We start from the raw sequence: 25,275 nt of genomic DNA on the forward strand, positions 1-25,275 counted from the left end.
GGCGAGGCGCAATATCAGGCGCTCAGGCCGCGGCTTCCCGGCTTCACTGCGGGAATGGCGGCAAGCTCCGGCGGCAGCGCGTCGGGCGCATAGTCGGGAACGTCGAGCTTCATCAGGCTGACCAGTTGGACGCCAAGATCGGCGCGGCCGGCCGACCGGTCGACGAGACAGGCCGCACCCAGGATCGTGCCAGGTTCGCCCGCGATCGAGGCCAGGCATTCGCGCGAGGAGAGCCCGGTCGTGACGATATCCTCGACCATGACGACGCGCGCGCCCTTGGGGATGGAGAAGCTGCGCCGCAGCTTGAACTGGCCGTCCTCGCGCTCGACGAAGATCGCCTTGGCCTTCAGATGGCGCGCTGTCTCGTAACCCGGCACAATGCCACCCACCGCCGGCGAGACGACGTAGTCGACCGTGCCGAAAGCGGCTTCGATCTTGGCGGCGAGCGCCTTGCACAGCCGCTCCGTCCGCACCGGATCCTGGAAGATGAACATCTTCTGCAGGTAGACCGCGCTGCGCCGGCCCGAGGACAAGATGAAATGCCCGTCGAGCAACGCGCCGGCATCACGGAATTCGGCCAGAACGTCGTCGTCGGTCATCGCTCGCGCCTCGCTGAAAAAACCCCGCGCGTCTTTGCGTCGGATCGGGCGCGGTTGCAAGGCGCGCCGCGCTGTCTTTACACATATTGCGCGATGCCGGCTCCGAACGACCAGTTCTCGCGGGCCGTTTCGACCAGGTTGATGAAGATGTCGTCGGGGCGCAGCCCTGGCTCGCGGCGCAGATTCTCGACGATTTTGGCGAACAGCGCTTTCTTCTGCGTCACGCCGCGCGAGCTTGAGATCGTGAGCTGGATGATCACCAGCGCATCCGAGCGGTTGAAGCCGAAATAATTCGCGGCATAGATGAACTCGTCGGCCTCATGCTGGTGGATCACGGCGAAGAGGTCGTCTTCTGGCACCTCGAAGGTCTCGCGCAAGGCGCTGTAGACGCCGTGGACGATGGCTGCAGGCTCGGAGGCCGGGCGGCCGCGTCTCATGGAAATACGGATCAGGGGCATGGCTCTGGTTCCTGTAAAGGCGGCGCGGTTGCGTCGTGACAGGAAGCTAGGCTTGTCGATTAAATCTGAAAACCGTATCTATATAGATATCAAAGATATGGATTTATGATGATATGAGTCTCTCCCTCGACATCGACGCCGTCGCCGCCTTCCTCGGCGCTGCAGAATTCCGCAGCTTCACCCGCGCGGCGCAGGCGTTAGGCACCACGCAATCCCTCGTCAGCGTCCGGGTGAAGCGCCTGGAGGAGATGCTCGGCCGCCTCTTGCTGCAGCGGCATCCGCGCCTGGTGCGGCTCACTGCCGAGGGCGAGCGCTTCCTGCCCGCCGCGCGCGATCTGATGGCGGCGCATGAGCGGGCACGCGAGGCTTTCTCGGATGCGCGTCAACGTATCGCGATCGGTATCAGCGAGCAGGCGGTCGGCCCCGATGTGCCGGTCCTGCTCGCCCGGCTTGCCGGCCACGATCCGCGCTGGCTGATCAGCCTGCGCATCGCGGCCTCGGCCGTGCTGGAGGAGGCTTTCGAGCGCGGCGAGCTCGATGTCGTGGTGCTGCGCCGCCTCGGCCCGGGCCGGACGGGGGAGGTGCTGCGGCGGGACGCCTTCGGCTGGTTTGCGGCGCCCACATTGATGCGCCAGCCGGACGAGCCCGTGCCGGTCGTCTCGCTGATGGCGGAATGCGGTTTGCGGCGGCACGCGACTGAGGTGCTCGACCACGCCGGCATCGCCTGGCGCGAGGCCTTCATCGGTGGCGGGATGGCGGCGGTGTTCGCCGCCGTTGTGGGCGGGCTCGGCGTATCGCCCCTGGCCGCGCGGATCGCGCCGCAAGGCGCGGTCGATGTCGGGCTGGAGTGGGGGCTGCCCGAACTCGGCGGTTCCGAGGTGGTCCTGCGCAGCAATGTCGCGACGCCGAAGGGGCATGCCTTCGTCAGGGAACTGGCGGCAGCCTTTCGCGAGCGGTGAACGATCCAATTGGATCGGAAACGGCTCTAGGAAAACCTCAGCCCTTCGGAAACTCCAGCCCCATCTCGCGATAGCGCTCCGGATCGTCGCTCCAGTTCTCGCGTACCTTTACGAACAGGAAGAGATGCACCTTGGCCTCTGCGGCTTCGGAAATCTCGACGCGCGCCTTCTGGCCGATCGCCTTGATGGTCTGGCCGCCTTCGCCGAGCACGATCTTCCGCTGGCCCTCGCGCTCGACATAGATCGTCTGCTCGATGCGTACGGAGCCGTCGGGCCTCTGCTGCCAGCTCTCGGTCTCGACCGTGGAGCGATAGGGCAGTTCGTCATGCAGCCGCTCGAAGATCTTCTCGCGCGTGATCTCGGCGGCGAGGAAGCGCAGGGGCGCATCCGAGATCTGGTCTTCCGGATAGAGCCAGGGGCCGAGCGGCAGCCGCGTTTCCAGCCAGGCCAGGACGTCCTTGACGCCGTAGCCGGTCAGCGCCGCGATCATGAAAGTGGCCTCGAACCGGCCCAGCTCGTTCACCTGGGTGGTGATCTGGAGCAGCTTTTCCTTCGCCACCAGGTCGATCTTGTTGAGGATCAGGAACTTCGGCTGCTTCAGCTCGGCGAGCTTCTCCAGCAGGCGGGTGTTCTCCTCATTGTCGAAACGCTCGACATCGATCAGCACGCCGATCAGGTCGGCATCGGTCGCGCCGCCCCAGGCGCTCGTCACCATGGCGCGGTCGAGCCGGCGCTTGGGCGCGAAGATGCCGGGCGTGTCGACGAAGATCACCTGCGCCACGCCCGACAGCGCGATGCCGCGCACCTGCGTACGCGTCGTCTGCACCTTGCGCGAGACGATCGAGACCTTTGCGCCGACGAGCTGGTTGAGCAGCGTCGACTTGCCGGCATTGGGCGCGCCGATCAACGCCACAAACCCGCAGCGTGTGGGCCGAGTCTCTTGGAGAGGTTTCTCCTGGGGGGGGTGTCCCGCCTCAGCCATTGTCGTTCTCCATGGTTTCGCTCCAGAGGCTTTCGCGCCTCAGGAAGGCCTCTGCCGCCGCCTGCTCGGCCAGCCGCTTGGACGGGCCCTGCGCTTCGGCGTCGTCCAGGCCGGTGATGCGTACGGCGACGCGGAAGACCGGGGCGTGGTCCGGTCCCGTGCGGCCGCGTTCGCTATAGGTCGGCGTCGGGTAGCCCTGGCCCTGCGCCCATTCCTGCAGCGCCGTCTTGGCGTCGCGCAAGGGGCGGACCGGCTTCAGCAGGCGCTCGCCGAAGGCGCGCTCGACGAGAACGCGCGCCGCCTCGTAGCCTCCATCGATGAACGCCGCCCCGATGATCGCCTCGCAGGCATCGGCCAGGATCGCCTTGTTCTTGCGCGCCCCGCCGAGGATCTCACCCTCGCCGAGCCGCATGAACTGGCCCAGATCCCAGGCGAGCGCCACCTCGGCGCAGGTCTCCTTTCGCACGAGATCGGCCAGCCGGCGCGACATGTCGCCTTCCTCGGCGAGAGGGTAACGCCGAAACAGCATGTCGGCTACGCTCAGGCCCAGGACGCGGTCGCCGAGGAACTCCAGGCGCTGATAGCTGCCCAGGCGCGGCCCGTCGGCGCTCATATGGGTCAGCGCCGTGGTCAGCAGCGTGCGATCGGCGAAGACATGGCCGAGCGCCGTCTCCAGCTTCGCCAGGTCTGGCGTCTTGCGCCCGCCTTCTCCCGGCTTGCTCACTTGATCGCGCTGAACAGGCGGTTCCAGCGAACCGTCCAGGGCCATTCCCAGACGCGCCAGGCCGAGGCGCCGTCCTCGATCGAGAAGAAGATGATCTCGGCGCGGCCGACGAAGTTCTCGAAGGGCACGAAGCCGACGCTGCGGTCGCGCGAGTCGAGCGAATTGTCGCGGTTGTCGCCCATCATGAAGAAATGCCCCGGCGGCACCAGGAAGACGGGGGTGTTGTCGAAGGTGCCGGTGTCGCCCTCGCGCTCGATGATCTCGTGGCTGACCCCATTGGGCAAGGTCTCGCGATACTGGATGACCGGCGTGCTGCGGCCCCAATTATCGGTGGAGACGTAGTCAGCGATGCGCTCGCGCTTCACCGGCACATTGTTGATGTGCAGGATGCCGTTGATCATCTGGATGCGGTCACCCGGCAGGCCGATGACGCGCTTGATGTAGTCGGTGGAATTGTCGGTCGGAAGCTTGAACACGGCGATGTCGCCGCGCTTGGGCTCGGCCGCCCAGACGCGTCCGTCGAACAGCGGCGGGCTGAACGGAACCGAATGCTTGGAGTAGCCGTAGGTATATTTCGAGACAAACAGATAATCGCCGATCAGCAGGGTCGGGATCAACGAGCCGGACGGAATGTTGAACGGCTGGAACAGCAGCGTGCGGATGACGAGTGCGATCAGCAGCGCCTGGACGACGACCTTGATCGTCTCGAGAACGCCGCCTTCGTCCTTGGCGCCCTTGTCTCGGGCTGCTTTGCTCTTGATGTCGGCGTCGTTGGCCACGCGGGCGCTCCTGGTTCGACTTATAGTGCGCGGTCTAGCGGAATGTTGCGCTGCGGACAACGGCGAGCCGCCAAGGCTCCGCATATCCGCCAGATCACGTCGCCTTCGGACGGCATCGTCCGAAGGCGACGTGATCGATTCCAAAAGGTGAGAGCATTGCTCTGGCTCGCAGTGAGAGCCAATAACGGCTATTCGGCGGCGCGCCGTGCAATGACTGCATTGGCGGGGCCTGTCGGCTCGACGGACATGGTCTCGGCGCGCAGGCGTGGCAGTGAGCGGGGATGCTCGCGCTGCAGGAAGGCGATCAGCTTCTCGCGCACCTCGCAGCGCAGATCGAAGGCGCGTGGCGAGGTGCCGGCGCTGACCAGGATGCGGACCTCCATCGTCGATTGCCGGAAGTCCGTCACCTGCACATTGACCACCCGCCGGTCCCACAGCTTCGAGCCGTTGGCGATCTCCTCGACCTTGGCGCGCAGCGCGTCGATCGGCGTCTCGTAGTCGAGATAGAGCATCACGGTGCCGATCAGCGCGGCATTGTCGCGCGTCCAGTTCTGGAACGGCTTCTCGATGAAATAGCTCAGCGGCAGGATCATCCGGCGCCAGTCCCAGAGCCGCATGACGACATAGGTCGAGGTGATCTCCTCGACATTGCCCCATTCGCCCTCGACCAGCAGGGCATCGTCGATGCGGATCGGCTGCGTCACGGCGAGCTGGATGCCGGCGAAGATGTTCTTCAAAACGGGTTGGAGCGCCAGGCCGACGACGATGCCGGCCGCGCCCGCCGAGGCGAGCAGGCTGACCCCGTATTGCCTGACGCCGTCGAAGGTCATCAGCGCGGCCGAGAGCGCCACGATGACGATCGTGATGTCGCCGACGCGCTGGAGGATGCGGGTCTGCGTCACATGCTTGCGCGCCAGGAGATTGTCGTCGGCATCGAGCTTGAAGCGGCGCAGATAGACCGTCGTCCAGACATGCAGCGCGGTCTTGGCGATCCAGCCCACCAGCGCCACGAAGCAGACCAGCAGGATCTGGCGGATCAGCACCGCTTGCCCATTGCTCAGCGGGGAGACGCTCGCGGCAAAGCCGAGTGCGACCGTTATCACGGCGAAACGTGTCGGCCCATGCGTGCGCGAGACCAGCGAGCGCCAGAACAGGTCCATCCCGCTGACCAGCCGCGTCAGGATGGCGAAGGCAGTCCTATGCGCCAGCAGGGCCAGCGCCACCGCAAGGGTGAAGGCCCCGAGGCTGATCAGCCAGGACGGCAGAAACGAAAGCGGCATGCCGAGCCAGGTATTGCCGAGCCAGGTACTGCTGAGCCAAATCGCGGCTTGGTCCATTCTCGCGGCTTGGTCCATTCACCCCCCTGTGAAGCGGCAAATCGCTGGTCCGTCGCTGCTGCAACGCAGCACGGTTCGGGAAGTTCAAACTCCGCTTTTGACGCAGGGCAGGGGCCAAACTGCGTCGATTGACCGCACCAACCCTAGGATGCAGCATGCTGGCCACTGATTCTTGGGGGAAATGCCATGAGTACGAAGAAATATGTAGCTGAGGCGATAGGCACGTTCTGGCTGACATTCGCGGGCTGCGGCAGCGCCGTCATTGCCGCCGGGTTTCCACAGGTCGGGATCGGGTTGCTTGGCGTCTCGCTCGCCTTCGGCCTCACGGTCGTGACCATGGCCTATGCTGTCGGCCATATCTCCGGCGGCCATTTCAACCCTGCTGTCACGATCGGGCTCGCGGCCGGCGGGCGCTTTCCGGCAAGCCAGATCCCGCCCTATGTCATCGCCCAGGTGGTCGGCGGCATCGCAGCGGCGGCGCTGCTTTACGTGATCGCCAGCGGCGCGCCGGGCTTTGATGTCTCGAAGGGCTTTGCCTCCAACGGCTATGCCGACCATTCGCCGGGCAAATACAGCCTGGTTGCGGCGCTGGTGGCCGAATTCGTCCTGACGGCGGTCTTCCTCTTCGTGATCTTCGGCGCGACCAGCAAGCAGGCTCCCGCCGGCTTCGCACCGCTCGCGATCGGCCTGGCGCTGACGCTGATCCATCTGGTCAGCATCCCGGTGACCAACACCTCGGTGAACCCGGCGCGCAGCACGGGGCCGGCCTTGTTCGTCGGCGGATGGGCTTTGTCCCAGCTTTGGCTGTTCTGGGTCGCGCCGATCCTCGGCGGCGCCTTCGGCGGCATCCTCTATCGCTGGTTGAACGACGAGAAGTGACGAGCGACTGGTCCTGACGCCCCTACAGCATCAGACCGAGTATCGTATCGGTCCGATGCTGTAGGGTTTTGATTCTGCATCGGCTTGTTCCGAAAACCGGTTCCCACTTTTCGAGCCGATGCACTCGGTCACGTCGTATTCGGACGGCATCGTCCGAATACGAAAAACGTGACCGATCCTAAAAGTTGAGAGCATTGCTCTTGCGAAAAACCGGTACCCACTTTTTCGCGCAATGCTCTGCTTCAGGACCACGCCACCCAGCGGCCGTGGAAATCGGCCCGGGCGATCTCGCGATCCGTGCCGGTCGGCCAGGTGGTCAGCGTCACGGCGGCGCCCTCCTTCCTGCCGTCGGCCTCCATGCGGAGCCAGGCGAGGGGGCGTTCCAGACTGGCGGCTTCGCCAGCCTTCCGCATTGCACCCGTGATACGCTCTTTCGTTGCCTCGGGCATGTATTGCCACATGATGCTGTGCATCAGCACACGCGTCAGGCCTGCCTCGGTCGGCTCCGCGAGACGCGCCTCGACCCAGGTTGCGGCGTCCCCCTGTTCGACCCGCCACGGCATCCCCGCGGCGAAATCGAAGGCCGCTTCGGTCGTTTCCACCCGCGCGCTCTGGTCTGGCCAGATATAGGACAGTACCCGCTGCCGGTCGCGGTCCGAGGCCGCGTCGAGCGGGTTGAGATCGCAGGCGCGCCGCGTCACGACCGCGAGCGGCGTCGTAAGCTCGGGCGCGCTACCGCGCCATTCGCTGCAGATCACGACACCGGAGCCGGCTTGGCCGTAAGCGGCCGTTCCCAGTTCGTAACGATAGTGCTCGAAGCCGAGATTGAGCCCGGCGCTCGCGCCGATCTCGAGCAGGCTCAGCGGCAGGCCGAATTCGCGCGCGATGGTCAGCCCGCCGCCGAGCAGGGCGGAGCTGCGCCGGACTTCGTTGGTCTGCGGAGCGCTGTCGAGATAATCGTGCAGGAAGGCGTCATGGCTGACGATCGTTCGCGCCAAGGCGTGCCAGAGCGCTTCGCGATCGCCCTGCTTGGGAGGATAGACCTCCTGCAAGGCCGGAACCTGTCCGCTCCGCGCCAGCGCGTTGAAGGCGCCAGCTGCCCGCAGCGCCAGCGCATCGGCCCGGGCATGGCCCGGCCAGTTCAGCACGCGCCGGCCAAAACGGCTGGAATGGTCGAGGCGGCTGCCTAGCAGATCGCAGAGCTCGGCTGTGAAGGGTGAGCCGAGCTCGCGGCAATATCCGGCCTGATCGTGGAAATTGCGCCTGGCCTCGTTGGCGTCCGACGCCTCCATCGGCGAAGACGGTTGCATCGGCGTCCTTTCAGGCGGAGTTCGCGGCCTTCGCACGGGCCTCGATCACGACGAAGGCCTGGGCCATTGGCGGGTCGTCGGTCAGTGAGACATGGATGACCGCCTCATGACCCGGCGGCGTCATCGCCAGGAGCCGCTCGGCCGCGCCGCCGGTCAGGCGCAATGTCGGCCGCCCGCCGGGAAGGTTGATAACCTCCATGTCGCGCCAGAATACGCCGGCCCGCATCCCGGTTCCCAGCGCCTTGGAGCAGGCTTCCTTCGCGGCGAAGCGGCGCGCATAGGACGCGGCCCGCGTCGCGCGCCGATCCGATTTCAGGCGCTCACCCTCGGTGAAGACGCGATGGGTGAAGCGCTCGCCGAACCGGGCGAGCGATTGCTCGATGCGGGTGATGTCGCAGAGGTCGGAGCCGATACCGAGGATCATGTCTCGGATTTAGAGCAGGACGCGAAAAAGTGGAAACCGGTTTTTCGCATTGGTCCTGCTCTCACTCTTAGATGAGAGACGGATTCAGACTTCGGATGGGATCACTTCGTGAGCCCATCCGAAATCATCCGGCTCTCGCAGGACGCGAAAAAGTGGAAACCGGTTTTTCGCATTGATCCGTCTCTAGCCGTCAAAGGCGACGCCGAGCGAACCGAGGGCCTGCCAATAATCGGGATAGGTCTTGGCGACGCAGCCCGCATCCAGAATGGTGATGCCGTGCAGCTTCAATCCGGCCAGGGCAAAGCTCATCGCGATGCGGTGATCGGCATAAGTGTCGATCGATGCCGGCAGGGTCCGTCCGGCCAGTGTCGGATCGGACGCGACGAGCAGATCGTCACCATCTTCACGGCCGAGGCCGGGCAGAATCCGGGACAGGCCGACGGCGAGCGCAGCCACCCGATCGCATTCCTTGACGCGAAGATTGCCGATGCCGGTGAAGCGTACCGGCGTCTCGTTGAAAGCGGCGAGCACCGCCAGTGTCGGCACGGCATCCTGCATCTGCGATCCGTCGATGATCGCGGGAAGGCGAGGGAAGCTGGCAATGACGTCGTAAGCCCGGGCATCCGGCTGCGTGAAGGCTGAGGCTGTCATTCCGAGGTCTATCGCACCGCCGGTCAGCGCTTCGGCTGCCCAGAGATAGGTTGCCGCCGAGGCATCGGGTTCAATCGCGAAATCCGCCGCGCGGTAGCCGGTCGGCGCGACCCGCCAGCTGGAGGCGTCGGGGCGGTCGGTATGCGCGCCGAAAGCCGCCATCGCTGCAAGCGTCAACTCGATATAGCCGCGTGCGCCGATGTCGTCGCCGGCCAGCACGACATCGACAGGGCCCGAGCCGCAGGCGGCCAGCATCAGGAGCGCGGACACATACTGGCTGGAAAGGCCGCCATCGATCTCGACGCGACCAGCTTTGAAACCGCCCGTGCCGCGAATCGTGACAGGCGGGCAGCCGGTCTCCGAGGTCGCGTCGATGCCCAGCGAGCGCAGTGCGGTCAGGAGCGGCTTGATCGGCCGCTTGCGCATATGCTCGTCGCCGTCGATCACGACCTGCCCGTCGATCAGGGCCGTGGCCGCTGCCAGAAACCGCGTCGCCGTGCCGGCATTGCCAAGGAAGAGCGGCGCGGCGGGCTCCCGCAGCCGGCCGTCTCCGGTCACGGTGAAGCTCGTCTCGTCGGGCTCCGCGATCGTGACCCCCATGGCGCGCAAGGCTTCGGCCATATAGCGCGTGTCATCGCTCTTGAGCGCGCCTGTGAGATGGCTGGTTCCTTTCGCCAGGGCAGCCAGTAGCAAGGCGCGATTCGTGATCGACTTCGAGCCAGGCGGGGCGACGCGACCGCGCAAGGGATGGCTCGGCGGAATGATCGTGAGGCTCTGCCTGTCCCGATCGGTCATCGTTTTCGCTTTCTCGATCCCCGAAACATGCCAGGGCGCTTTCTGTCGGGGCGTCGTCTTGCTCAGATCCTGGCGCGACCTTGGTCCATCGCCTGCAGCATCCGCGCGATCGCCTGCTCGAAGCCGATGAAGATCGCTTCGCCGACGAGGAAATGGCCGATGTTGAATTCGACGAAGCCCGGCACGCCGGCAAGAATGCGGGCCGTCTCGTAGTCGAGCCCGTGCCCGGCATGGACTTCGAGCCCGAGCGTCGCGGCAAGGGCCGCCCCCTTGGCGAGGCGCTGGAACTCGGCTTCCGCCTTGGCCGTCTCGCCATCCTGGACGGCATGGCACCAGCTGCCGGTATGCAGCTCGACGACCGGCGCGCCGAGCGCTGCGGCCATCGCGATCGGCGCCTCGTCGGCCTCGATGAAGAGCGAGACGCGGCAGCCCGCAGCCTTGAGGCGAGCGATCTGCGGGGTCAGCGCGGCGCGCTGGCCGACAACGTCGAGCCCGCCCTCGGTGGTGCGCTCCTCGCGCTTCTCCGGTACGAGACAGGCCGCATGCGGCTTGAGGCGCTCCGCCAGCGCGACCATCTCGTCAGTCGCCGCCATCTCGAAATTCAACGGTTTGGTCAGCTCGGCCATCAGCCGTTCGATGTCGGCATCGCGGATATGGCGGCGGTCCTCGCGCAGATGCGCGGTGATCCCGTCGGCTCCGGCGGCTATGGCGAGGTGCGCGGCGCGCACCGGATCGGGCAGGGCGCCGCCGCGGGCATTGCGCACCGTCGCGACGTGATCGATGTTCACGCCCAGCCGCAGTCGGTTCGTCGTCATCGCCGTCCCTCGCTCTTATCGCGCGTGGCTCTTGTCGCGCGTGCATAGACGCGAGGGGCCCGCGGCTCAAGGCAAGGAATGTGATCGGCGCGGCCAGTTTCGCTGATGAGTCCGATGCCGCTGCTCTTGTTGGCGATTTGGTAACCGCATCCGCAAGCGCAGCTCGCACGCCATGGCCCGTTAAAGGCAATCGTAAAGGGCCAGGATTATGGTCCGAGTCCGATCAGACCAGCGAAAAGGCAGCCGTGAGCGTGCAGCTTGCAGTAAAGACCGTACAATTCGGAACCGATCTCGCGGCCGACCGGCGCGACGCCAACCAGCCGCCCGATCGCGCGTTGGGCCGCGTCGTGTCCTGCGACGGCTCGCGCGCGACGATCGCGAGCATGGTTTCCGGAGACAGCGCGGTCGGGCCCGATTCCTGGACGATCGGCAAGATGATCTCGATCAGCCTGGGGCATACCCGCACCGTCGGGCTTGTCTACGAGATGTCGGCGGTCAAGACGGTCTGGGATGAGACCTCCGACAACGCCATTCATGTCCAGGTCGAGCTCTTGGGCGAAGTCTCGGACATCGATGGCGAGGCGCCGCGCTTCCAGAGCGGCATCAGTAGCTATCCGCCGATCGGCGCGATCGCCCATCGCATCCGCGCGGGCGATCTCGCTCTGGTCCATGATCTCGGCACGCGCTCGGGCGTGGCCATCGGCCATCTGACGCAGGATTCGACCATCCCCGCGACGGTTTGCATCGAGGACATGCTGTCGCGTCATTTCGCCGTCCTCGGCACGACCGGCGTCGGCAAGTCGAGCGCAGTCTCCCTGCTGCTGCGCAAGGCGGTGGCCGCCCGTCCGCGCCTGCGCGTGCTGATCCTCGATCCGCACAACGAATACGCCCATGCCTTTCCCGACAAGGCGCTGACGATCGACAGCGAGGGGCTCGATCTGCCGTTCTGGATGTTCAGGCTCGAAGAGCTCGGCGACGTCGTCTTCCGCGGCCGCCCGCAGCTCGATGAGGAAGCCGACATCCTGCGCGAGGTCATCGCCACGGCGCGCGAACGCTACCGCGCGCCCTCGCCACTGGATATCGCGCGTGATCTCGGCACATCGCTGCTCAAGCGCCCGCTCGACATGGGCGGCCCGCGCGATCCGGGGGAGGCGACGGGCAACGCGCTCGACGCGCCGACACCCTACCGGATGAAGGACGCCTTCACGGTCATCGACGAACTGATCGGCCTGCATGAATTGCGCTGGCCACGGGCATCGCTGCGCTCGCTGAGGGTGCGTCTCGAGGCGCTCCACAGGGATCCGCGCTACCGCTTCATGTTCGCCCGCGCCAACATGATCGAGACCATGGCGCCGATCGTCAGCCAGATCTTCCGCGTGCCGCATTACGGGCGGCCGATCACCGCTTTCCAGCTTGCCGGCTTGCCGTCCGAGGTCGTCAATGCCGTCGCCTCGGTGCTGTCACGCCTGGCCTTCGACCTCGCGGTGGCGAGCCACGGCGCCTATGAAGTCCTCGTCCTGTGCGAGGAGGCGCATCGCTATGTGCCGTCCGACCCGGCGCTCGGTTTCGCGCCGACACGGCAGGCCATTGCCCGCATCGCCAAGGAAGGCCGCAAATATGGCTGCTATCTCGGCGTCGTGACGCAGCGGCCCGGCGAACTCGATCCGACGATCCTGTCGCAATGCTCGACGATCTTCGCAATGCGCCTGTCGAACGAGCGCGACCAGCAGATCATCCGCTCGGCGATCTCGGACGCTTCGGCGAGCACGATCAACTTCCTGTCCTCGATCGGCAACCGCGAGGCGATTGCCTTCGGAGAAGGCGTCGCCACGACGATGCGGCTGCGCTTCGCCCAGCTCGACAGGCATGAATTGCCGGCGATGGCGGGCGGGCATGCGCCTGGCGCGGCTGCGCGCGAGCCCAGCCTCGACGACATGGTCAGGCGGATGCGCGGCAGCTGAGGCGAAAGCCGGACGGGCTGTGCCAGCAAAATCTTGCAATCGGCGCGCATTGGCTGTATGGCCGGGCCACATCATCTTCCCCTGCATCGCTAAGATCAGAAGGAGCCGCGCCATGGCTCGCGTAACCGTTGAAGACTGCATCGACAAGGTCGACAACCGCTTCGAGCTGGTGCTGCTCGCCAGCCACCGCGCGCGGATGATCCAATCCGGATCGTCGATCCTGGTTCCCCGCGACAACGACAAGAACCCGGTCGTCGCGCTGCGCGAGATCGCCGACGAGAAGCTGAAGCCCGAGGATCTGAAGGAAGACCTGATCCACTCGCTGCAGAAGCATGTCGAGGTCGACGAGCCGGAGGCCGAGACCGTGCCGCTGCTGACGACCTCGGTGCCGAACGCCTCGACGCCCGATTCCGAGGTCCAGTTCGACCGCATGAGCGAGGACGACCTGCTGCGCGGCCTCGACGGACTCGTGCCGCCGACCGAGAGCGCCGACGACGAGGACTGATCGTCACGCAAAATCTTCATTGCGTTTGCTAAAGCCCGGCCTTGCCGGGCTTTTTCATGCCCGCCACACAGGAATCCGCCTTGCCGCCTTCCCCGCCCGCGCCGATATTGATTGATCGAATGAGAAGCAGGCAAGCAGTCTCGCTACGCAGATACAGAGGGCCCGCATGGGCATGATGCGGCAATACGAGCTCGTTGACCGGGTCAGGAGCTACAACCCCAATACCGACGAAGACCTGCTCAACCGGGCCTATGTCTACGCCATGCGGGCGCATGGCACGCAGAAACGCGCCTCGGGTGACCCGTTCTTCGCCCACCCGCTCGAAGTCGCAGCTCTCCTGACCGATCTCAAGCTCGACGATGCGACCATCGTCGCAGCCGTCCTGCACGACACGGTCGAGGATACCGCCGCCACGCTCGAAGAGATCGAGAGCATGTTTGGGCCCGATATCCGCCGGCTGGTGGACGGGCTGACCAAGATCAAGAAGCTCGACCTCGTCTCCAAGAAGGCGGCGCAGGGCGAGAATTTCCGCAAGCTCCTGCTCGCCATCGTCGACGATGTCCGCGTGCTGCTGGTCAAGCTCGCCGACCGGCTCCACAACATGCGCACCTTGCATTTCGTCGCGCCCGAGAAGCGCCTGCGCATCGCCGAGGAAACCGCCGAGATCTACGCTCCGCTCGCCGGGCGCATGGGCATGCAGGAGCTGCGCGAGGAGCTGGAGGAGCTGGCTTTCCGCCACATCAAGCCCGAGGCGCACGCCACCGTCACCAAGCGGCTGGAGGAGGTGACCGAGCGCGAGGGCAAGGTCATCGGCATCATCGAAAAGGATCTGAAGGAGAAGCTCGCCGCGCGCGGCATCCAGGCGCAGGTCTCAGGCAGGCGCAAGCGGCCCTATTCGATCTGGAAGAAGATGGAGCGCAAATCCGTCTCCTTCGAGCAGCTCTCCGACATTTTCGGCTTTCGCGTGATCGTGGATTCGGCGGAGGATTGCTACCGCGTGCTCGGAATCGTGCACATGACCTGGCCGATGGTGCCCGGCCGCTACAAGGATTACATCTCGACGCCCAAGCAGAACGACTACCGCTCGATCCACACCACCGTGGTCGGACCGGGCCACAGCCGCGTCGAACTGCAGATCCGCACCGACACCATGGACCGCATCGCCGAATTCGGCATCGCCGCGCATGCGCATTACAAGGACGGTCGCACCACCGAATTGACCCAGTTCGCCGATGAGAGCCGGGCCTATCAATGGCTCCGGCGCACGGTCGATCTGCTGGCCGAGGGCGACAGCCCGGAGGAGTTCCTGGAGCACACCAAGCTCGAGCTCTTCCACGACCAGGTCTTCTGCTTCACGCCCAAGGGCCGCTTGATCGCTTTGCCGCGGGGCGCGACGCCGATCGATTTCGCCTATGCCGTCCACACCGATGTCGGCAACAGCGCGGTCGGCGCCAAGATCAATGGCCGCATCGCCCCGCTCCTGACCGAGCTGCAGAATGGCGACGAGGTCGAGATCACCCGCGCCGAGGGGCAGGCGCCGCCGGCTGCCTGGGAATCGCTCGTCGTCACCGGCAAGGCCCGCGCCGCCATCCGCCGCGCCACGCGCGCGGCCGTGCGCCGGCAATATGCCGGGCTTGGCCGGCAGATCCTGGAGCGTGCCTTCACCCGCGCCGAACGGCCGTTCTCCGACGACAAGCTGAAAGCCTCGCTGAAGCGGCTGGCCCGCACCGCCGTCGACGACGTGCTGGCGGCCGTCGGGCGCGGCGAGATGTATTCCGGCGATGTGGTCAAGGCGGTCTATCCCGATCTCGAGCTCGAAAAGCGCGGCGCGCCCGAGACGAAATCGGCCGGCGCGACCACAGGCAACGGCAAGGGCTGGTTCGAGCTGCGCAAGGGCGACAACCTCAAATTCAAGCTGCCGGGCGAGGCGCCCGACGCCGACAGCACCGCCATCCCGATCCGCGGACTCGGCGGCGATCTGCCGGTGCGCTTCGCGCCCGATGGCGGCGCCGTACCAGGAGACCGCATCGTCGGCATCCTGACGCCGGGTGAGGGGGTGACGATCTACCCGATCCAGTCGACCGCGCTCGCCGCCTTCGACAACGAGCCCGAGCGTTGGCTCGATGTGCGCTGGGATCTCGACGACAAGGCGCCGCAGCGCTTTCCGGCCCGCATCAAGCTGAACTCGATCAACGAGCCCGGCTCGCTCGCCCAGATCACCACGACGATCGCCGAGCATGACGGCAATATCGACGCGGTCGCGATGGTGCGCCCGAATGCGGACTTCACCGATGTGACGATCGATCTGACGGTCTGGGACCTGAAGCATCTCAGCGCCATCATCAGCGAATTGCGCGAGAAGCGGGTGATCAGCCGGGTCGAGCGTGTGGTGGGGTAGAGCGTTTTCGAGCGGCTTGAAGCGTCATTGCGAGCACCCGGGTCTTGCCTTCGGCAAGCCCGAGTACAGGCTCCGCGAAGCAATCCTGGGGGACGTCGAGCTCTGCCACCCCTGGATTGCTTCGTCGCTTTGCTCCTCGCAATGACGGCCTGCGGTCGCGCCGGATGACGGAGCCTCGTTCTTAGCCTTGCCGGTGCTGAGCTGGATGCTCGCTCTCAATGCGCGAAGAAGTGCATGCCGCCATCGACCGGGATGACGGCGCCGGTGATGTAGCGCGCCTGCGGCGAGGCCAGGAAGGCCACGAGATGCCCGATATCCTCGGGCTCGCCGAAATAGCCGGCCGGGATGTTGCGGGCGATGAAGGCCTGGCGGGCTTCCTGCGTGGGGTGCAGCCTGGTGAGGATCTGCTCGCTGTTGATCCGGCCGGGCGGGATCGTGTTGATGGTGACGCCCTCGGCGGCGACATCGCAGGACAGCCCCTTCGCCCAGAGATGCAGCGCGGCCTTGGCCGCGCTCGCCGCGTTCAGGCTGCGCGGCTCCATCGAGCCGCTGATGTTGACGATCCGGCCCCAGCGCCGCGCCCGCATCGCCGGCAGCACGGCTTCGGTCAAGCGCCGCGCGGCCGTGAAGTTGAGGGCGAAGGCCTCGTCCCAGGCGGCATCGGCGGCATCGGTCGCGATCGGCCTGGAACCGCCGGCACTGTTGGCCAGAATGTCGATCCGGCCGAGCGCGGCTGTCGCCTCGCTGACGATACGGGCGACATCGCCGGCATCCGTGATATCGCCGAGCACGATCACCGGAGGCCGCCCGCCGGCAGCCGTAATCTCCTGCACCAGCTTTTCCAGGAGCTCGCCGCGCCGCGCCGTCACGGCGACATGGGCGCCTTCCCTGGCGAGCACGCGGGCGATTCCGGCGCCGATGCCCGAGCTTGCCCCGGTGACGAGAGCGGTTCGTGAAGCGAGATCGAGATCCATGATCAATCCTCTAGCTGTGACGGTGGGCGCCATCTGAACATCCGCAATGCCCGACGGGCCGGTGTCGGGCAATTGGCCGGTCATGCGTCGCGGCGCTGGCGTCGAACCCGAGGCGCTAGGGTTGGGCCCTTGTCGTGGCCATTGCGCGTACAGATTTGCTGGAAACTCTCGCGCATCCTGCTCTAACTGCGCCGATGGAATGGACCGACGAAGGTACGATCATCGGGCAGCGCCAGCATGGCGAGAGCTCCGTGATCCTGGAGGTGATGACGCTCGCACATGGCCGCCATCTCGGCCTCGTGCGCGGCGGCCGCTCGTCGAAGGTGCAGGCCTCGCTCCAGCCCGGCAACGCCGTCTCGCTGACCTGGCGGGCGCGGCTCGACGAACATCTCGGCGAGTACAAGGTCGAGCTGCTGAAATCGCATGCGGCGCGATTGATCGAGGCGCCGGTCGCGCTCTACGGGCTGGCGACGGTCGCGGCGCTGCTGCGCCTGCTGCCGGAGCGCGATCCTCATCCGGCGCTGCATGAGGGGCTCGCCGTCCTGATCCAGCATCTCGACGAACCGCGCCTGGCGCCGGCGCTGGTGGTGCGTTTCGAGGTGGCGATGTTGTCGGAGCTGGGATTTGGCCTCGATCTCACGCGCTGCGCCGTGACGGGAGCTATGGACGATCTCAGCCATGTCTCGCCGAAATCCGGCAAGGCGGTCAGCAGCCGGGCGGCCGAGCCCTATCGCGATCGCCTGCTCGCGCTTCCAGCCTTCCTCTGGGAGGGGCAGGGCGCTCGCGCGCCGACTGCGACCGACATCGCGGCGGGCTTCGCGCTGACCGGCTTCTTCCTGCGCCGCCATCTCTACGAGCCGCGCGGGCTGGCCGAGCCGGCCGAGCGGGCGCGACTGGTCGAACTGGCGACGAAAATCCACTGATTTTTCCGCGTTTGTGGGCCTGTGTGCTTGGCGAAGCCTGTACGCAGCCGGCATCGTCGTGCGAAGTGATTCGCGCTGTTTCCCTCAACCCGTATCCTTCGAAACGCCGCTTGCGCGGCTCCTCAGGATGAGGGCTGTGGAATGGACTGCGCCGAGAGTTGGTAAGGTATTCCCATGGGCAAGCCTGTCGAGCCGCCGCCGGAGGATGAATCCGAGCGCATCGATCTGAAGACCGCGCTGGAAGAGCGCTATCTCGCCTATGCGCTCTCCACCATCATGCATCGCGCCCTGCCGGATGCGCGCGACGGTCTGAAGCCGGTCCATCGCCGCATCCTGCACGCCATGCGGCTGCTCCGGCTCGACCCCGGCCAGGTCCACAAGAAATGCGCCCGTATCGTCGGCGACGTCATCGGTAAGTTCCACCCGCATGGCGATCAGTCGGTCTATGACGCGCTGGTGCGTCTCGCCCAGGATTTCGCCCAGCGCTATCCGCTCGTCGATGGGCAGGGCAATTTCGGCAATATCGACGGCGATAACGCCGCCGCCTATCGTTATACCGAAGCGCGCATGACCGAGGTCGCGCGCCTCCTGCTCGACGGCATCGAGGAGGACGCGGTCGACTTCCGCGAGACTTACAACGGGGAGGATGAGGAGCCCATCGTCCTCCCCGCCGCCTTCCCGAATCTGCTCGCCAATGGTTCGCAAGGCATCGCGGTCGGCATGGCGACCTCGATCCCGCCGCACAACGCCGCCGAACTCTGCGACGCCGCGCTCTATCTGATCCAGCACCCGGAAACCTCTTCCGAACAATTGATGACCTTCGTGCAGGGGCCGGATTTCCCGACCGGCGGCATCATCGTCGAGACCCGGGCCTCGATGGCCGAGACCTACCGCACCGGGCGCGGCGCCTTCCGCACCCGGGCGCGCTGGGTCAAGGAGGATCTGGAGCGCGGCGCCTGGCAGGTCGTCGTCACCGAGATTCCCTACATGGTCCAGAAGGGCCGGCTAATCGAGAAGATCGCCGAGCTGCTCAACGACAAGAAGCTGCCTCTGGTCGCCGACCTGCGTGACGAGTCGGCGGAGGACATCCGCGTCGTCATCGAGCCGCGCGCCCGCAATGTCGATCCCAATCTGATGATGGAATCGCTCTTCCGGCTCTCGGAGCTGGAGGCGCGCATCTCGATGAACATGAACGTGCTGACCGGCGGGGTGGTGCCGCGCGTGCTCGGCCTCAATGAGGCCCTGCGCGCCTGGCTCGACCATCGCCGCGAGGTGCTGCTGCGCCGCTCGCGCTTCCGGCTCGGCCAGATCGACAAGCGGCTGGAGATCCTGCGCGGCCTCTTGATCGTCTATCTCGACCTCGATCGGGTCATCAAGATCATCCGCGAGGAGGATGAGCCCAAGGTCGAGCTGATGCGATTCTTCGAGCTGTCCGAGCTCCAGGCCAACGCCATTCTCGACACCCGGCTGCGTTCGCTGCGTAAGCTGGAGGAGATGCAGCTCAAGACAGAGCTCGACGAATTGACCAAGGAGAAGGGCCAGATCGAGGAGCTGCTGGGATCGGAGCCGGTCCAGTGGAAGCTCATCCAGCACGACATCCGCGAGGTGAAGAAGATCTTCGGCCCCGAGACGGTGATCGGAAAGCGCCGCACCTCCTTCGCCGATATGCCCGACACGACCGATGTCGACCTGACCCAGGCCATGGTCGAGCGCGAGCCGGTGACGGTGGTGATCTCGAAGAAGGGCTGGATCCGGGCGCTGAAGGGCCATGTCCAGGATCAGTCGACGCTGACTTTCAAGGGCGATGACGGGCTGAAGACGGCCTTCTTCACGGAGACGACGGCCAAGCTCCTGGTGCTGGCCTCGAACGGCAAGGTCTTCACCCTGGAGGCGTCCAAGCTTCCCGGAGGGCGCGGCTTCGGTGATCCGATCCGCCTGATGATCGAGCTCGAGGAGACCGCCGAAATCGTCTCGGCCTTCCCGTATCGGCCGGGGCTGAAGCTCCTGATGGTGACGACGGATGGGCGCGGCTTCGTCGCCTCGACCGACGATGTCGTGGCCAACACCCGCAAGGGTCGGCAGGTGCTCAATGTCGAGACGCCGGTGCTTGCCCTGCTCGCCGTGCCGGCGGAGGGCGACCATGTCGCGATCATCGGCGAGAACCGCAAGCTCAACTGCTTCCCGATTTCGGAAGTGGCCGAGATGGCGCGCGGCAAGGGCGTGCGCCTGCAGCGCTACAAGGACGGCGGCGTCTCCGACGCCAAGGTCTTCAAGCTGGCGGACGGCTTGACCTGGCGCGACACCTCGGGCCGGACCTGGACCGTGGCGCAGAGCGAGCTGATGGAATGGCTCGGCCACCGCGGCGAATCCGGCCGCCTGCCGCCAAAAGGCTTCGCCAAGAACAACAAGTTCGGGGGGTAGAGGACGACGCGAGGAACCGCGGGGAACCCTCTCCCGTAGGGAGAGGGCAGGGTGAGGGGTCGGCCGTTTGACGCTTTGGCTGTGACCTCACCGCTGTTCCGTCGTCATTGCGAGCGAAGCGAAGCAATCTAAGGGCCGTAGAGCGAGCCTTCCTGGATTGCTTCGCTTCGCTCGCAATGACGGTAAGGTCGTCACGCAACTGGTCCAGGGGCCTACACCTCACCCCTGCCCCTCTCCTTACAGGAGAGGGGTTCCCCGCGCTCTTCTTGGAAATCTCAGATCTTTCAAGCGTTTACAGTCGTCTGCGGAATCAGCTCCACAACCGCTTGAATCAAAATCTCAGCGGATCGCCTGCCCGACGACACCGACTTCGAGCCCCAGCGTCAGATTATTCGTCACCGCCCATTCGGCTCCGACATAGGCCTCGGGCCTGAGCGCGATATCCGAGCGCGAGAACGGGGCCGACCAGGGCGAGCCTCCGAAGCGCAGCGTCTCGTTGGCGGCCGACATGCCGACCTTGGTGTAGAGCAGGACGTCGGGCGTCGCGAGCACGCCGGCCTTGATCTGGAAGGCGCCGGCGAAGTCGCGGGTATAGGCGACATTGCCGAAGCTCGGCGTGCCGTAGCCGCCGATCGCGGGCATGTATTGCAGCGCGCCGACGATGCCGTAGACGAAATTGCCGTCGCGGCGCATCGTCCCGGCCTCGAGCCCGAAGGTCGGGCCGGCCGAGGTGCCTAGCCGCTTCGAGCTCGTCACCTGGAAACCGCTGGAGATGCGGGCATAGTTGCCCTCCCATTTCACGCCGCCGGGCGCGAGCGTCGGCTCCGACCAGGCGAAGGAGGGCAGGGCGTCAAAAGTGCTGAAGGGCAGGAAGACCTGCGCCTGGGCGCCCGCCGCGCTCAAGGCGAGCGCGCATAACGCGCCGGAGAGAAGCGAACATCTCACGTCGAAGGCATCCTCGCGACCAACCGTGGAACAGATACCAGAAAGGGCGGCGATTGTCGCGGTTTTGTGGCCGGTCGCCTGCCGGCTGCGTTTCAGGCCAGTTTCAGCCTGAGCTTGAGGAAACGCAGCGTGCGCTCCGCCGTCGCCGAATCGAGCTTCATATAGCTCTTCAGGTCGTCTTCGGCGGCCTTCCTGGCGAAGATCAGGCGCAACGCGCGTAGCGTCAGGATCGCCTCAAAAGCGGGCGCGCCGAGGTTCAGGGCGCGGCACAGCACCGCAATGCCGCTGACGTCGCGCTGCATCAGGATTCGCAGCGACTGCTCGATGCTGATCTCGCCGACCTGCGCGAAGACTTGCGCCAGATGATAGGCGCGATCCTCCTCGGCGAGCATGATGACGACATCGTCGAGCGCGCGCTTCTCGGCGGCGAGATCGACCAGCAGCAATTTCACTTCCATCCGATGCTGGCGCGCCTGCCGCGCGAGCGTCACGGCCTCGTCATTGGGCTTGGACCAGAGCCCATTCTCGTCGCTGAGCTCCTCGACGATGCGCATCACGCGGCTGGCCCGGCTCGGGCTCAGATTGGAGCGTGTCGAGAGGGCAAGGCCGATTCCGGCATCGCCGGCGCCGCGCTCGATCAGGCGTTCGAAGCCCTTGTCGGAAAGGTTGGCGCCTTCATTGCCGCTGACGGTCTCGAGCACGGTCCGATCGCCGCGTTCGACCAGGATGTCGGTCACGCTTTCCGACAGCCGGCCGCGCTCGGCGATGGCGGCGAGGTGGCGCTGCGACTGGCTGACGGCGATGGCGGCGAGATCGGCGTCGGTCAGCACCGGCGAGAGCTTCAGCACGAGGCGCGCGACCTCGCTGTCGGGGTCGCCGGCCAGCGAGGTTGCGACCTCGCGCGGCAGGCTCTCCATTTCCGCGACCTGCTCGGCATAGTGCTTGCGGCCGTCGCCTTCGAGGCGGGGCAGCGTGTGCAGCGCGATCTGGCCGTAATGCTCCTTGGCGATCTCGGTCGGCTCGTCGTCGAGCAGGAACAGGTCCGTGACGGCGTTCAGCAGCTGCCGGCGCGAATCCGACGACATGTCGGCCGGCATCTGGGTCAGGAAACGCAGCATCGGATCCTCGGGATGATTGACGTTTCGGCAAAATGCCGCACCAGCACTTGCTTTACTCTTAAGCGGGCCGCTCGTTTCGCGAGTATCGCCGTGAAATCGATGAGTTTTCCGTGTGCTTGCCAAGCTCCTCTCGCGAAAACATCGCAAGAAGAGCGCCAATACAACTTCAGGTTGAGTTTCTTCTTGAAAGCAGGCGGTCGAGGAGCAGCATCGCGATCAGCGATGCGCCGACAAGCGGGAAGATCACGCCGCCGATCGCCAGGATGGCGAAGACGCCGTAGAGCGTTCCCGGCCGGGCCGGCAGCGGTGGCACGCCGAGGCGCCCAGCCGGGCGGCGCTTCCACCACATGACGCCGGCCGAGACCGAGAGCAGGATGATCGCGATGCAGGCCGCGAGCATCAGGAGCTGGTTCGCCAGCCCGAACTCCTGGCCCATATGGACGTTGATGCCCCATTCCAGCGCCTTGCCGAAGAGGCCGTAATCGGCATAGCCCATATCGATCAATGGCTCGCCGCTATATTGGTCGAGATGGACCACGCGCTGGCGCGACAGGTCGTTGGGATAGACCGAGCCGGTGTAGACGCCCTTGGGGCCGGAGGGCAGGTTCACGGCATATCCGGGTGCGAGGCGAAGCGCATCGAAGCGCGCAATGGCGGCGTCGAGGCCGATCGCCTGCCCGGGATTTGCGCTCGATTCCGGCATCTTCGCCTGTTCGAGCGACCAGGCGGTCGGGCCATGCTGGTGCAGGGGATCGTCCGACATCGGCACCGCGACGCGCACGCCGGCCGGATAGCCGAAATTGTTGCCATTGGCCCATTCATTGACCTTGGCGCCCCAGAACACCGACCAGGGCATGCCTGAGATCGCGAGAAAAACGATGAGGACCCCGGCGAAGATGCCGGTGATGGCGTGGAGATCGCGCCAGAACACGCGCTGGCGCGGCTGTCCCCGCACCGTGACCACGCCTCCGCCGCCTCTGCGCGGCCACCACAGATAGACGCCGGTCGCGACCAGCAGGATCGACCAGCCGCCGACGATCTCGATCACGCCGTTCGCGACCGGCCCGAAATAGGCCAGGCTGTGCAGCTGCCGCACCACCCACATCACGGTTCCCCGGTCACTGAGCGTGCCGAGCACGCGGGCGTCGTAGGGGTCGACATAGACGACCTGTCGCGCGCCGGCCGCATCGCGGATGGTGACCTCGGCCGAGGCGGACGCAGATTCAGGGGGAACGTATTTGACGGCTCGGCCCGGAACGCTCGCTACGGCCTGGGCGACGATCTCGCTCGGTTTGCGCGGCGCCTCCGCGCGCCGCTCGACCTGCTTCAGATCGCGATGGATCAGCCCGTCGAGATCATGGTGGAAGAGATAGAGCCCGCCCGTCACGGCGAGCAAGATGAGGAAGGGCAGCGTCATCAGTCCGGCATAGAAATGCCAGCGCCAGACGGCGCGATAGAAGGAAGCGGCGCGGTCGGCGGCGCGCATGGGCGCGGCCTCCGCCGTGGAAACGGTGGTCATGGAAGGGATCCTGAGCTGGAGACGAACGGGCTGGTTCAGCTCAGGACGGGTGGGGCGCGCGCGCCCAGGGGGTAGAGGAGCGCGGCGCGCAACGGCGCGGTCGGGCGGCGCTCTGCCGTTTCCACCGCAGCGAAGCGGTTGATGCGTGCGGGCAGGGCGATGGCAGCGGGCGCAGGCAGCGCGCCCGCGAACGAGGCGCAGCCCATGACGCAGCAATCGGGCGTCGGAGCCGGGATGCCCGGACTCTCTTGCGTGACCGTGGAGCCCGGCGTGCAGAGAACATGCGTCAGCTTGTTCGCGGGCGAGGCGGCCAGACCAGCCCCGATCGCATAGAGCACGCCTTGCAGGATGAGCGCATAAGCCAGGACCAGCGCAACTGCGCTGCGTCCCAGCCTGATCCTGTCGATCATCCCGCCCATAGCCACCGGCTAAGGCGGGTCATCCGTTTGGTCAATCGCCAATCCGGCGACCGCCTGCCATCATCCGCGCCGTCGTTCCCGACGAGCCGCATCTGCGCCCGAAATGACGGCGCGTAGATGATCAGGACCGCCGCTGGCCACCGGTCTGAAGCTCGATCGTCTTGCTCGTCCCGTCCCCCGAGAGCTTGGCCTTCATGCGGGTGAAGCGCATGCCGCGCTCGGCCGCGGCCGAGTCGATCTGGGCGTAGTGACGCAGGTCGTCCTCGATGCGTTTGTTGGCGAACATCAATCGCCGCGCCCGCAGGGCCAGGATCGCCGCAAAGGCGGGATAGCCGACATCCAGCGCGCGGCAGGCCAGGGCAATGCCGTTGGTGTCCCGGCGCAACAGGGTTCGAAGCGCATGCTCGACCGCGATCTCCGCCTCCCGAGCGATGACCTGGGCGAGATGATAGGCGCGATCTTCCTCTGCGAGCATGAGCAGCACGTCGTCCAGCAAGCGCGTCTTTTCTGCCAGATCCGTCAGGAGGCCGGTCACCTCGATCCGCTGCTGGCGAGCCTGCTGGGCGATGGCGCCGGCCTCGCTATTCGCGTTAGTGCCGCCCGCGTCTTCACCGCCGAGCTCGGCGAGGATGCGCATCACGCGCTCGGCGCGCTCCTGCGTGAGATCCGAGCGGACCGCGACCGTCCGGTTAATCTCCGGCTCCTCGCGGCCGCGCTCCAGCAGATGCTCGAAGCCGTTGTCGGAGAATTGCGCGCCCTCATTACCGCCAACCGTCTTCAGCACGCCGTTGTCGCCGCGCTCGACCAGGATATCGGTCACTTTTTCCGACAGGCGCGCACGTTCGGCGATTGCGGTGAGGTGGTCCTGCGATTGGTTCAGGGCGATGGCGGCGAGGTCGCGATCGGTCAGGACCGGCGAAAGCCGCAGGACGAGGCGCGCAACCTCGCTATCGGGGTCGCCGGCCAGGGCATTGGCGACGCTGCGCGGCAGGTTCGGTTCCGCCGCGACCTCGTCCGCATAGGTCTGGCGTGCTCGCCTGTTGATGTGCCCCAGCGACGAGAGCGCGATCTCGCCATAGTGATATTTCGACGTCACCGTCGGGTCAGGATCGTAGAAAAACAGCTTCGTGACCACGTGGAGCAGCCGACGGCGCGACTCCGACGAGGTTTCACTTGCGAGTTTGTACAAGGAGTCCAGCATGACGCCCCCAAGCCGTTACCAGAGCATGCCAAGCTTGCGCGAAGCTTGCCTCATTGTGGCTCAAGGCGCTTCCCGCGCAACAATTGCCCCATATTGGCGTGAACAAAACCTCTCGCTGCGGCGGCCGGAGCGTTTTCGAGCGAAGTGGACGCCGGTTCCCTCGCGACAAACGCGAAGCG

23 protein-coding genes are annotated in these 25,275 nt (G+C 65.9%); 7 read left to right on the plus strand and 16 right to left on the minus strand.

All coding sequences use genetic code 11. The annotated features are described in order from the left end of the window. Window positions 1-14 precede the first annotated feature (14 nt). On the minus strand, window positions 15-599 hold the full coding sequence (pyrE, locus tag BHK69_RS16695; RefSeq protein WP_069691078.1) for an orotate phosphoribosyltransferase: 585 nt from the start codon (window positions 597-599) through the stop codon (window positions 15-17). 77 nt (window positions 600-676) lie between these two features. Then, entirely contained in the window at window positions 677-1,057 is a 381-nt protein-coding gene (locus BHK69_RS16700) for a tautomerase family protein (protein WP_069691079.1), read from the minus strand. A gap of 113 nt (window positions 1,058-1,170) precedes the next feature. On the opposite strand from BHK69_RS16700, the gene BHK69_RS16705 reads away from it, so the two are divergent. Beyond that, window positions 1,171-2,016, plus strand: a complete 846-nt coding sequence (locus BHK69_RS16705) for a LysR family transcriptional regulator (protein ID WP_069691080.1) — start codon at window positions 1,171-1,173, stop codon at window positions 2,014-2,016. 37 nt (window positions 2,017-2,053) lie between these two features. On the opposite strand, the gene era is transcribed toward BHK69_RS16705, so the two are convergent. The 4 genes from era to BHK69_RS16725 all read right to left on the minus strand — a co-directional run bounded on the left by era (window position 2,054) and on the right by BHK69_RS16725 (window position 5,838). Further along, entirely contained in the window at window positions 2,054-2,998 is a 945-nt protein-coding gene (gene era, locus BHK69_RS16710) for a GTPase Era (RefSeq protein ID WP_069691081.1), read from the minus strand. Continuing rightward, on the minus strand, window positions 2,991-3,722 hold the full coding sequence (gene rnc / locus BHK69_RS16715) for a ribonuclease III (RefSeq protein WP_069691082.1): 732 nt from the start codon (window positions 3,720-3,722) through the stop codon (window positions 2,991-2,993). Before rnc ends, era begins: the two co-directional genes overlap by 8 nt. Continuing rightward, window positions 3,719-4,501 (minus strand): signal peptidase I, encoded by a 783-nt coding sequence (gene lepB / locus BHK69_RS16720; protein WP_425285519.1) that lies wholly within the window; start codon window positions 4,499-4,501, stop codon window positions 3,719-3,721. The genes rnc and lepB overlap by 4 nt, the downstream gene beginning before the upstream one ends. A 188-nt stretch (window positions 4,502-4,689) precedes the next feature. Next, window positions 4,690-5,838 (minus strand): mechanosensitive ion channel family protein, encoded by a 1,149-nt coding sequence (locus tag BHK69_RS16725; protein WP_069691083.1) that lies wholly within the window; start codon window positions 5,836-5,838, stop codon window positions 4,690-4,692. 186 nt (window positions 5,839-6,024) lie between these two features. Here BHK69_RS16725 and aqpZ point away from each other — a divergent pair, with 186 nt between their 5' ends. Further along, window positions 6,025-6,717, plus strand: a complete 693-nt coding sequence (aqpZ, locus tag BHK69_RS16730) for an aquaporin Z (RefSeq protein ID WP_069691084.1) — start codon at window positions 6,025-6,027, stop codon at window positions 6,715-6,717. 242 nt (window positions 6,718-6,959) lie between these two features. On the opposite strand, the gene BHK69_RS16735 is transcribed toward aqpZ, so the two are convergent. The 4 genes from BHK69_RS16735 to BHK69_RS16750 all read right to left on the minus strand — a co-directional run bounded on the left by BHK69_RS16735 (window position 6,960) and on the right by BHK69_RS16750 (window position 10,712). Next, window positions 6,960-8,027 carry a DUF2332 domain-containing protein gene (locus tag BHK69_RS16735; protein WP_083269493.1) on the minus strand — a complete coding sequence of 356 codons (1,068 nt, stop codon included), beginning with the start codon at window positions 8,025-8,027 and terminating at the stop codon, window positions 6,960-6,962. A gap of 10 nt (window positions 8,028-8,037) precedes the next feature. Beyond that, window positions 8,038-8,451, minus strand: a complete 414-nt coding sequence (gene acpS, locus BHK69_RS16740; protein WP_069691086.1) for a holo-ACP synthase — start codon at window positions 8,449-8,451, stop codon at window positions 8,038-8,040. Window positions 8,452-8,634: 183 nt separating this feature from the next. Next, a complete protein-coding gene (locus BHK69_RS16745; protein ID WP_069691087.1) occupies window positions 8,635-9,897 on the minus strand; it encodes a 3-phosphoshikimate 1-carboxyvinyltransferase in 1,263 nt (420 codons plus the stop codon). 62 nt (window positions 9,898-9,959) lie between these two features. Continuing rightward, window positions 9,960-10,712, minus strand: coding sequence for a pyridoxine 5'-phosphate synthase (locus BHK69_RS16750; RefSeq protein WP_069691088.1), 753 nt, complete (start codon window positions 10,710-10,712; stop codon window positions 9,960-9,962). A gap of 245 nt (window positions 10,713-10,957) precedes the next feature. Here BHK69_RS16750 and BHK69_RS16755 point away from each other — a divergent pair, with 245 nt between their 5' ends. From BHK69_RS16755 to BHK69_RS16765, 3 genes are all read left to right on the plus strand, one after another. Further along, window positions 10,958-12,673 carry an ATP-binding protein gene (locus BHK69_RS16755; protein WP_069691089.1) on the plus strand — a complete coding sequence of 572 codons (1,716 nt, stop codon included), beginning with the start codon at window positions 10,958-10,960 and terminating at the stop codon, window positions 12,671-12,673. A gap of 112 nt (window positions 12,674-12,785) precedes the next feature. Further along, window positions 12,786-13,178, plus strand: coding sequence for a DNA-directed RNA polymerase subunit omega (rpoZ, locus tag BHK69_RS16760; protein WP_069691090.1), 393 nt, complete (start codon window positions 12,786-12,788; stop codon window positions 13,176-13,178). A gap of 172 nt (window positions 13,179-13,350) precedes the next feature. Next, window positions 13,351-15,576: a RelA/SpoT family protein gene (locus BHK69_RS16765; RefSeq protein ID WP_069693730.1), complete on the plus strand. Its 2,226-nt coding sequence runs from the start codon at window positions 13,351-13,353 to the stop codon at window positions 15,574-15,576. 215 nt (window positions 15,577-15,791) lie between these two features. Here the strand turns inward: BHK69_RS16765 and BHK69_RS16770 are convergent, their stop codons facing one another. After that, on the minus strand, window positions 15,792-16,550 hold the full coding sequence (locus tag BHK69_RS16770; RefSeq protein WP_069691091.1) for an SDR family oxidoreductase: 759 nt from the start codon (window positions 16,548-16,550) through the stop codon (window positions 15,792-15,794). A gap of 194 nt (window positions 16,551-16,744) precedes the next feature. Here BHK69_RS16770 and recO point away from each other — a divergent pair, with 194 nt between their 5' ends. Together recO and parC are read left to right on the plus strand one after the other, a co-directional pair. Beyond that, window positions 16,745-17,473 carry a DNA repair protein RecO gene (recO, locus tag BHK69_RS16775; protein WP_069691092.1) on the plus strand — a complete coding sequence of 243 codons (729 nt, stop codon included), beginning with the start codon at window positions 16,745-16,747 and terminating at the stop codon, window positions 17,471-17,473. A gap of 174 nt (window positions 17,474-17,647) precedes the next feature. After that, window positions 17,648-19,894: a DNA topoisomerase IV subunit A gene (parC, locus tag BHK69_RS16780; RefSeq protein ID WP_069691093.1), complete on the plus strand. Its 2,247-nt coding sequence runs from the start codon at window positions 17,648-17,650 to the stop codon at window positions 19,892-19,894. A gap of 339 nt (window positions 19,895-20,233) precedes the next feature. Here the strand turns inward: parC and BHK69_RS16785 are convergent, their stop codons facing one another. The 5 genes from BHK69_RS16785 to BHK69_RS16805 all read right to left on the minus strand — a co-directional run bounded on the left by BHK69_RS16785 (window position 20,234) and on the right by BHK69_RS16805 (window position 25,030). Then, window positions 20,234-20,839, minus strand: coding sequence for an outer membrane protein (locus BHK69_RS16785; protein ID WP_158516230.1), 606 nt, complete (start codon window positions 20,837-20,839; stop codon window positions 20,234-20,236). Between the two features lie 92 nt (window positions 20,840-20,931). Then, on the minus strand, window positions 20,932-21,957 hold the full coding sequence (locus tag BHK69_RS16790) for a DUF2336 domain-containing protein (protein ID WP_069691095.1): 1,026 nt from the start codon (window positions 21,955-21,957) through the stop codon (window positions 20,932-20,934). Between the two features lie 166 nt (window positions 21,958-22,123). Next, complete coding sequence (locus BHK69_RS16795) at window positions 22,124-23,476, minus strand: PepSY-associated TM helix domain-containing protein (protein WP_069691096.1); 1,353 nt, start codon at window positions 23,474-23,476, stop codon at window positions 22,124-22,126. Between the two features lie 35 nt (window positions 23,477-23,511). Further along, window positions 23,512-23,886: a hypothetical protein gene (locus tag BHK69_RS16800; RefSeq protein ID WP_148663461.1), complete on the minus strand. Its 375-nt coding sequence runs from the start codon at window positions 23,884-23,886 to the stop codon at window positions 23,512-23,514. Window positions 23,887-24,016: 130 nt separating this feature from the next. After that, window positions 24,017-25,030, minus strand: coding sequence for a DUF2336 domain-containing protein (locus tag BHK69_RS16805; RefSeq protein ID WP_069691098.1), 1,014 nt, complete (start codon window positions 25,028-25,030; stop codon window positions 24,017-24,019). Window positions 25,031-25,275 lie beyond the last annotated feature (245 nt).

The organism is Bosea vaviloviae (assembly GCF_001741865.1).
Taxonomy (GTDB): domain Bacteria; phylum Pseudomonadota; class Alphaproteobacteria; order Rhizobiales; family Beijerinckiaceae; genus Allobosea; species Allobosea vaviloviae.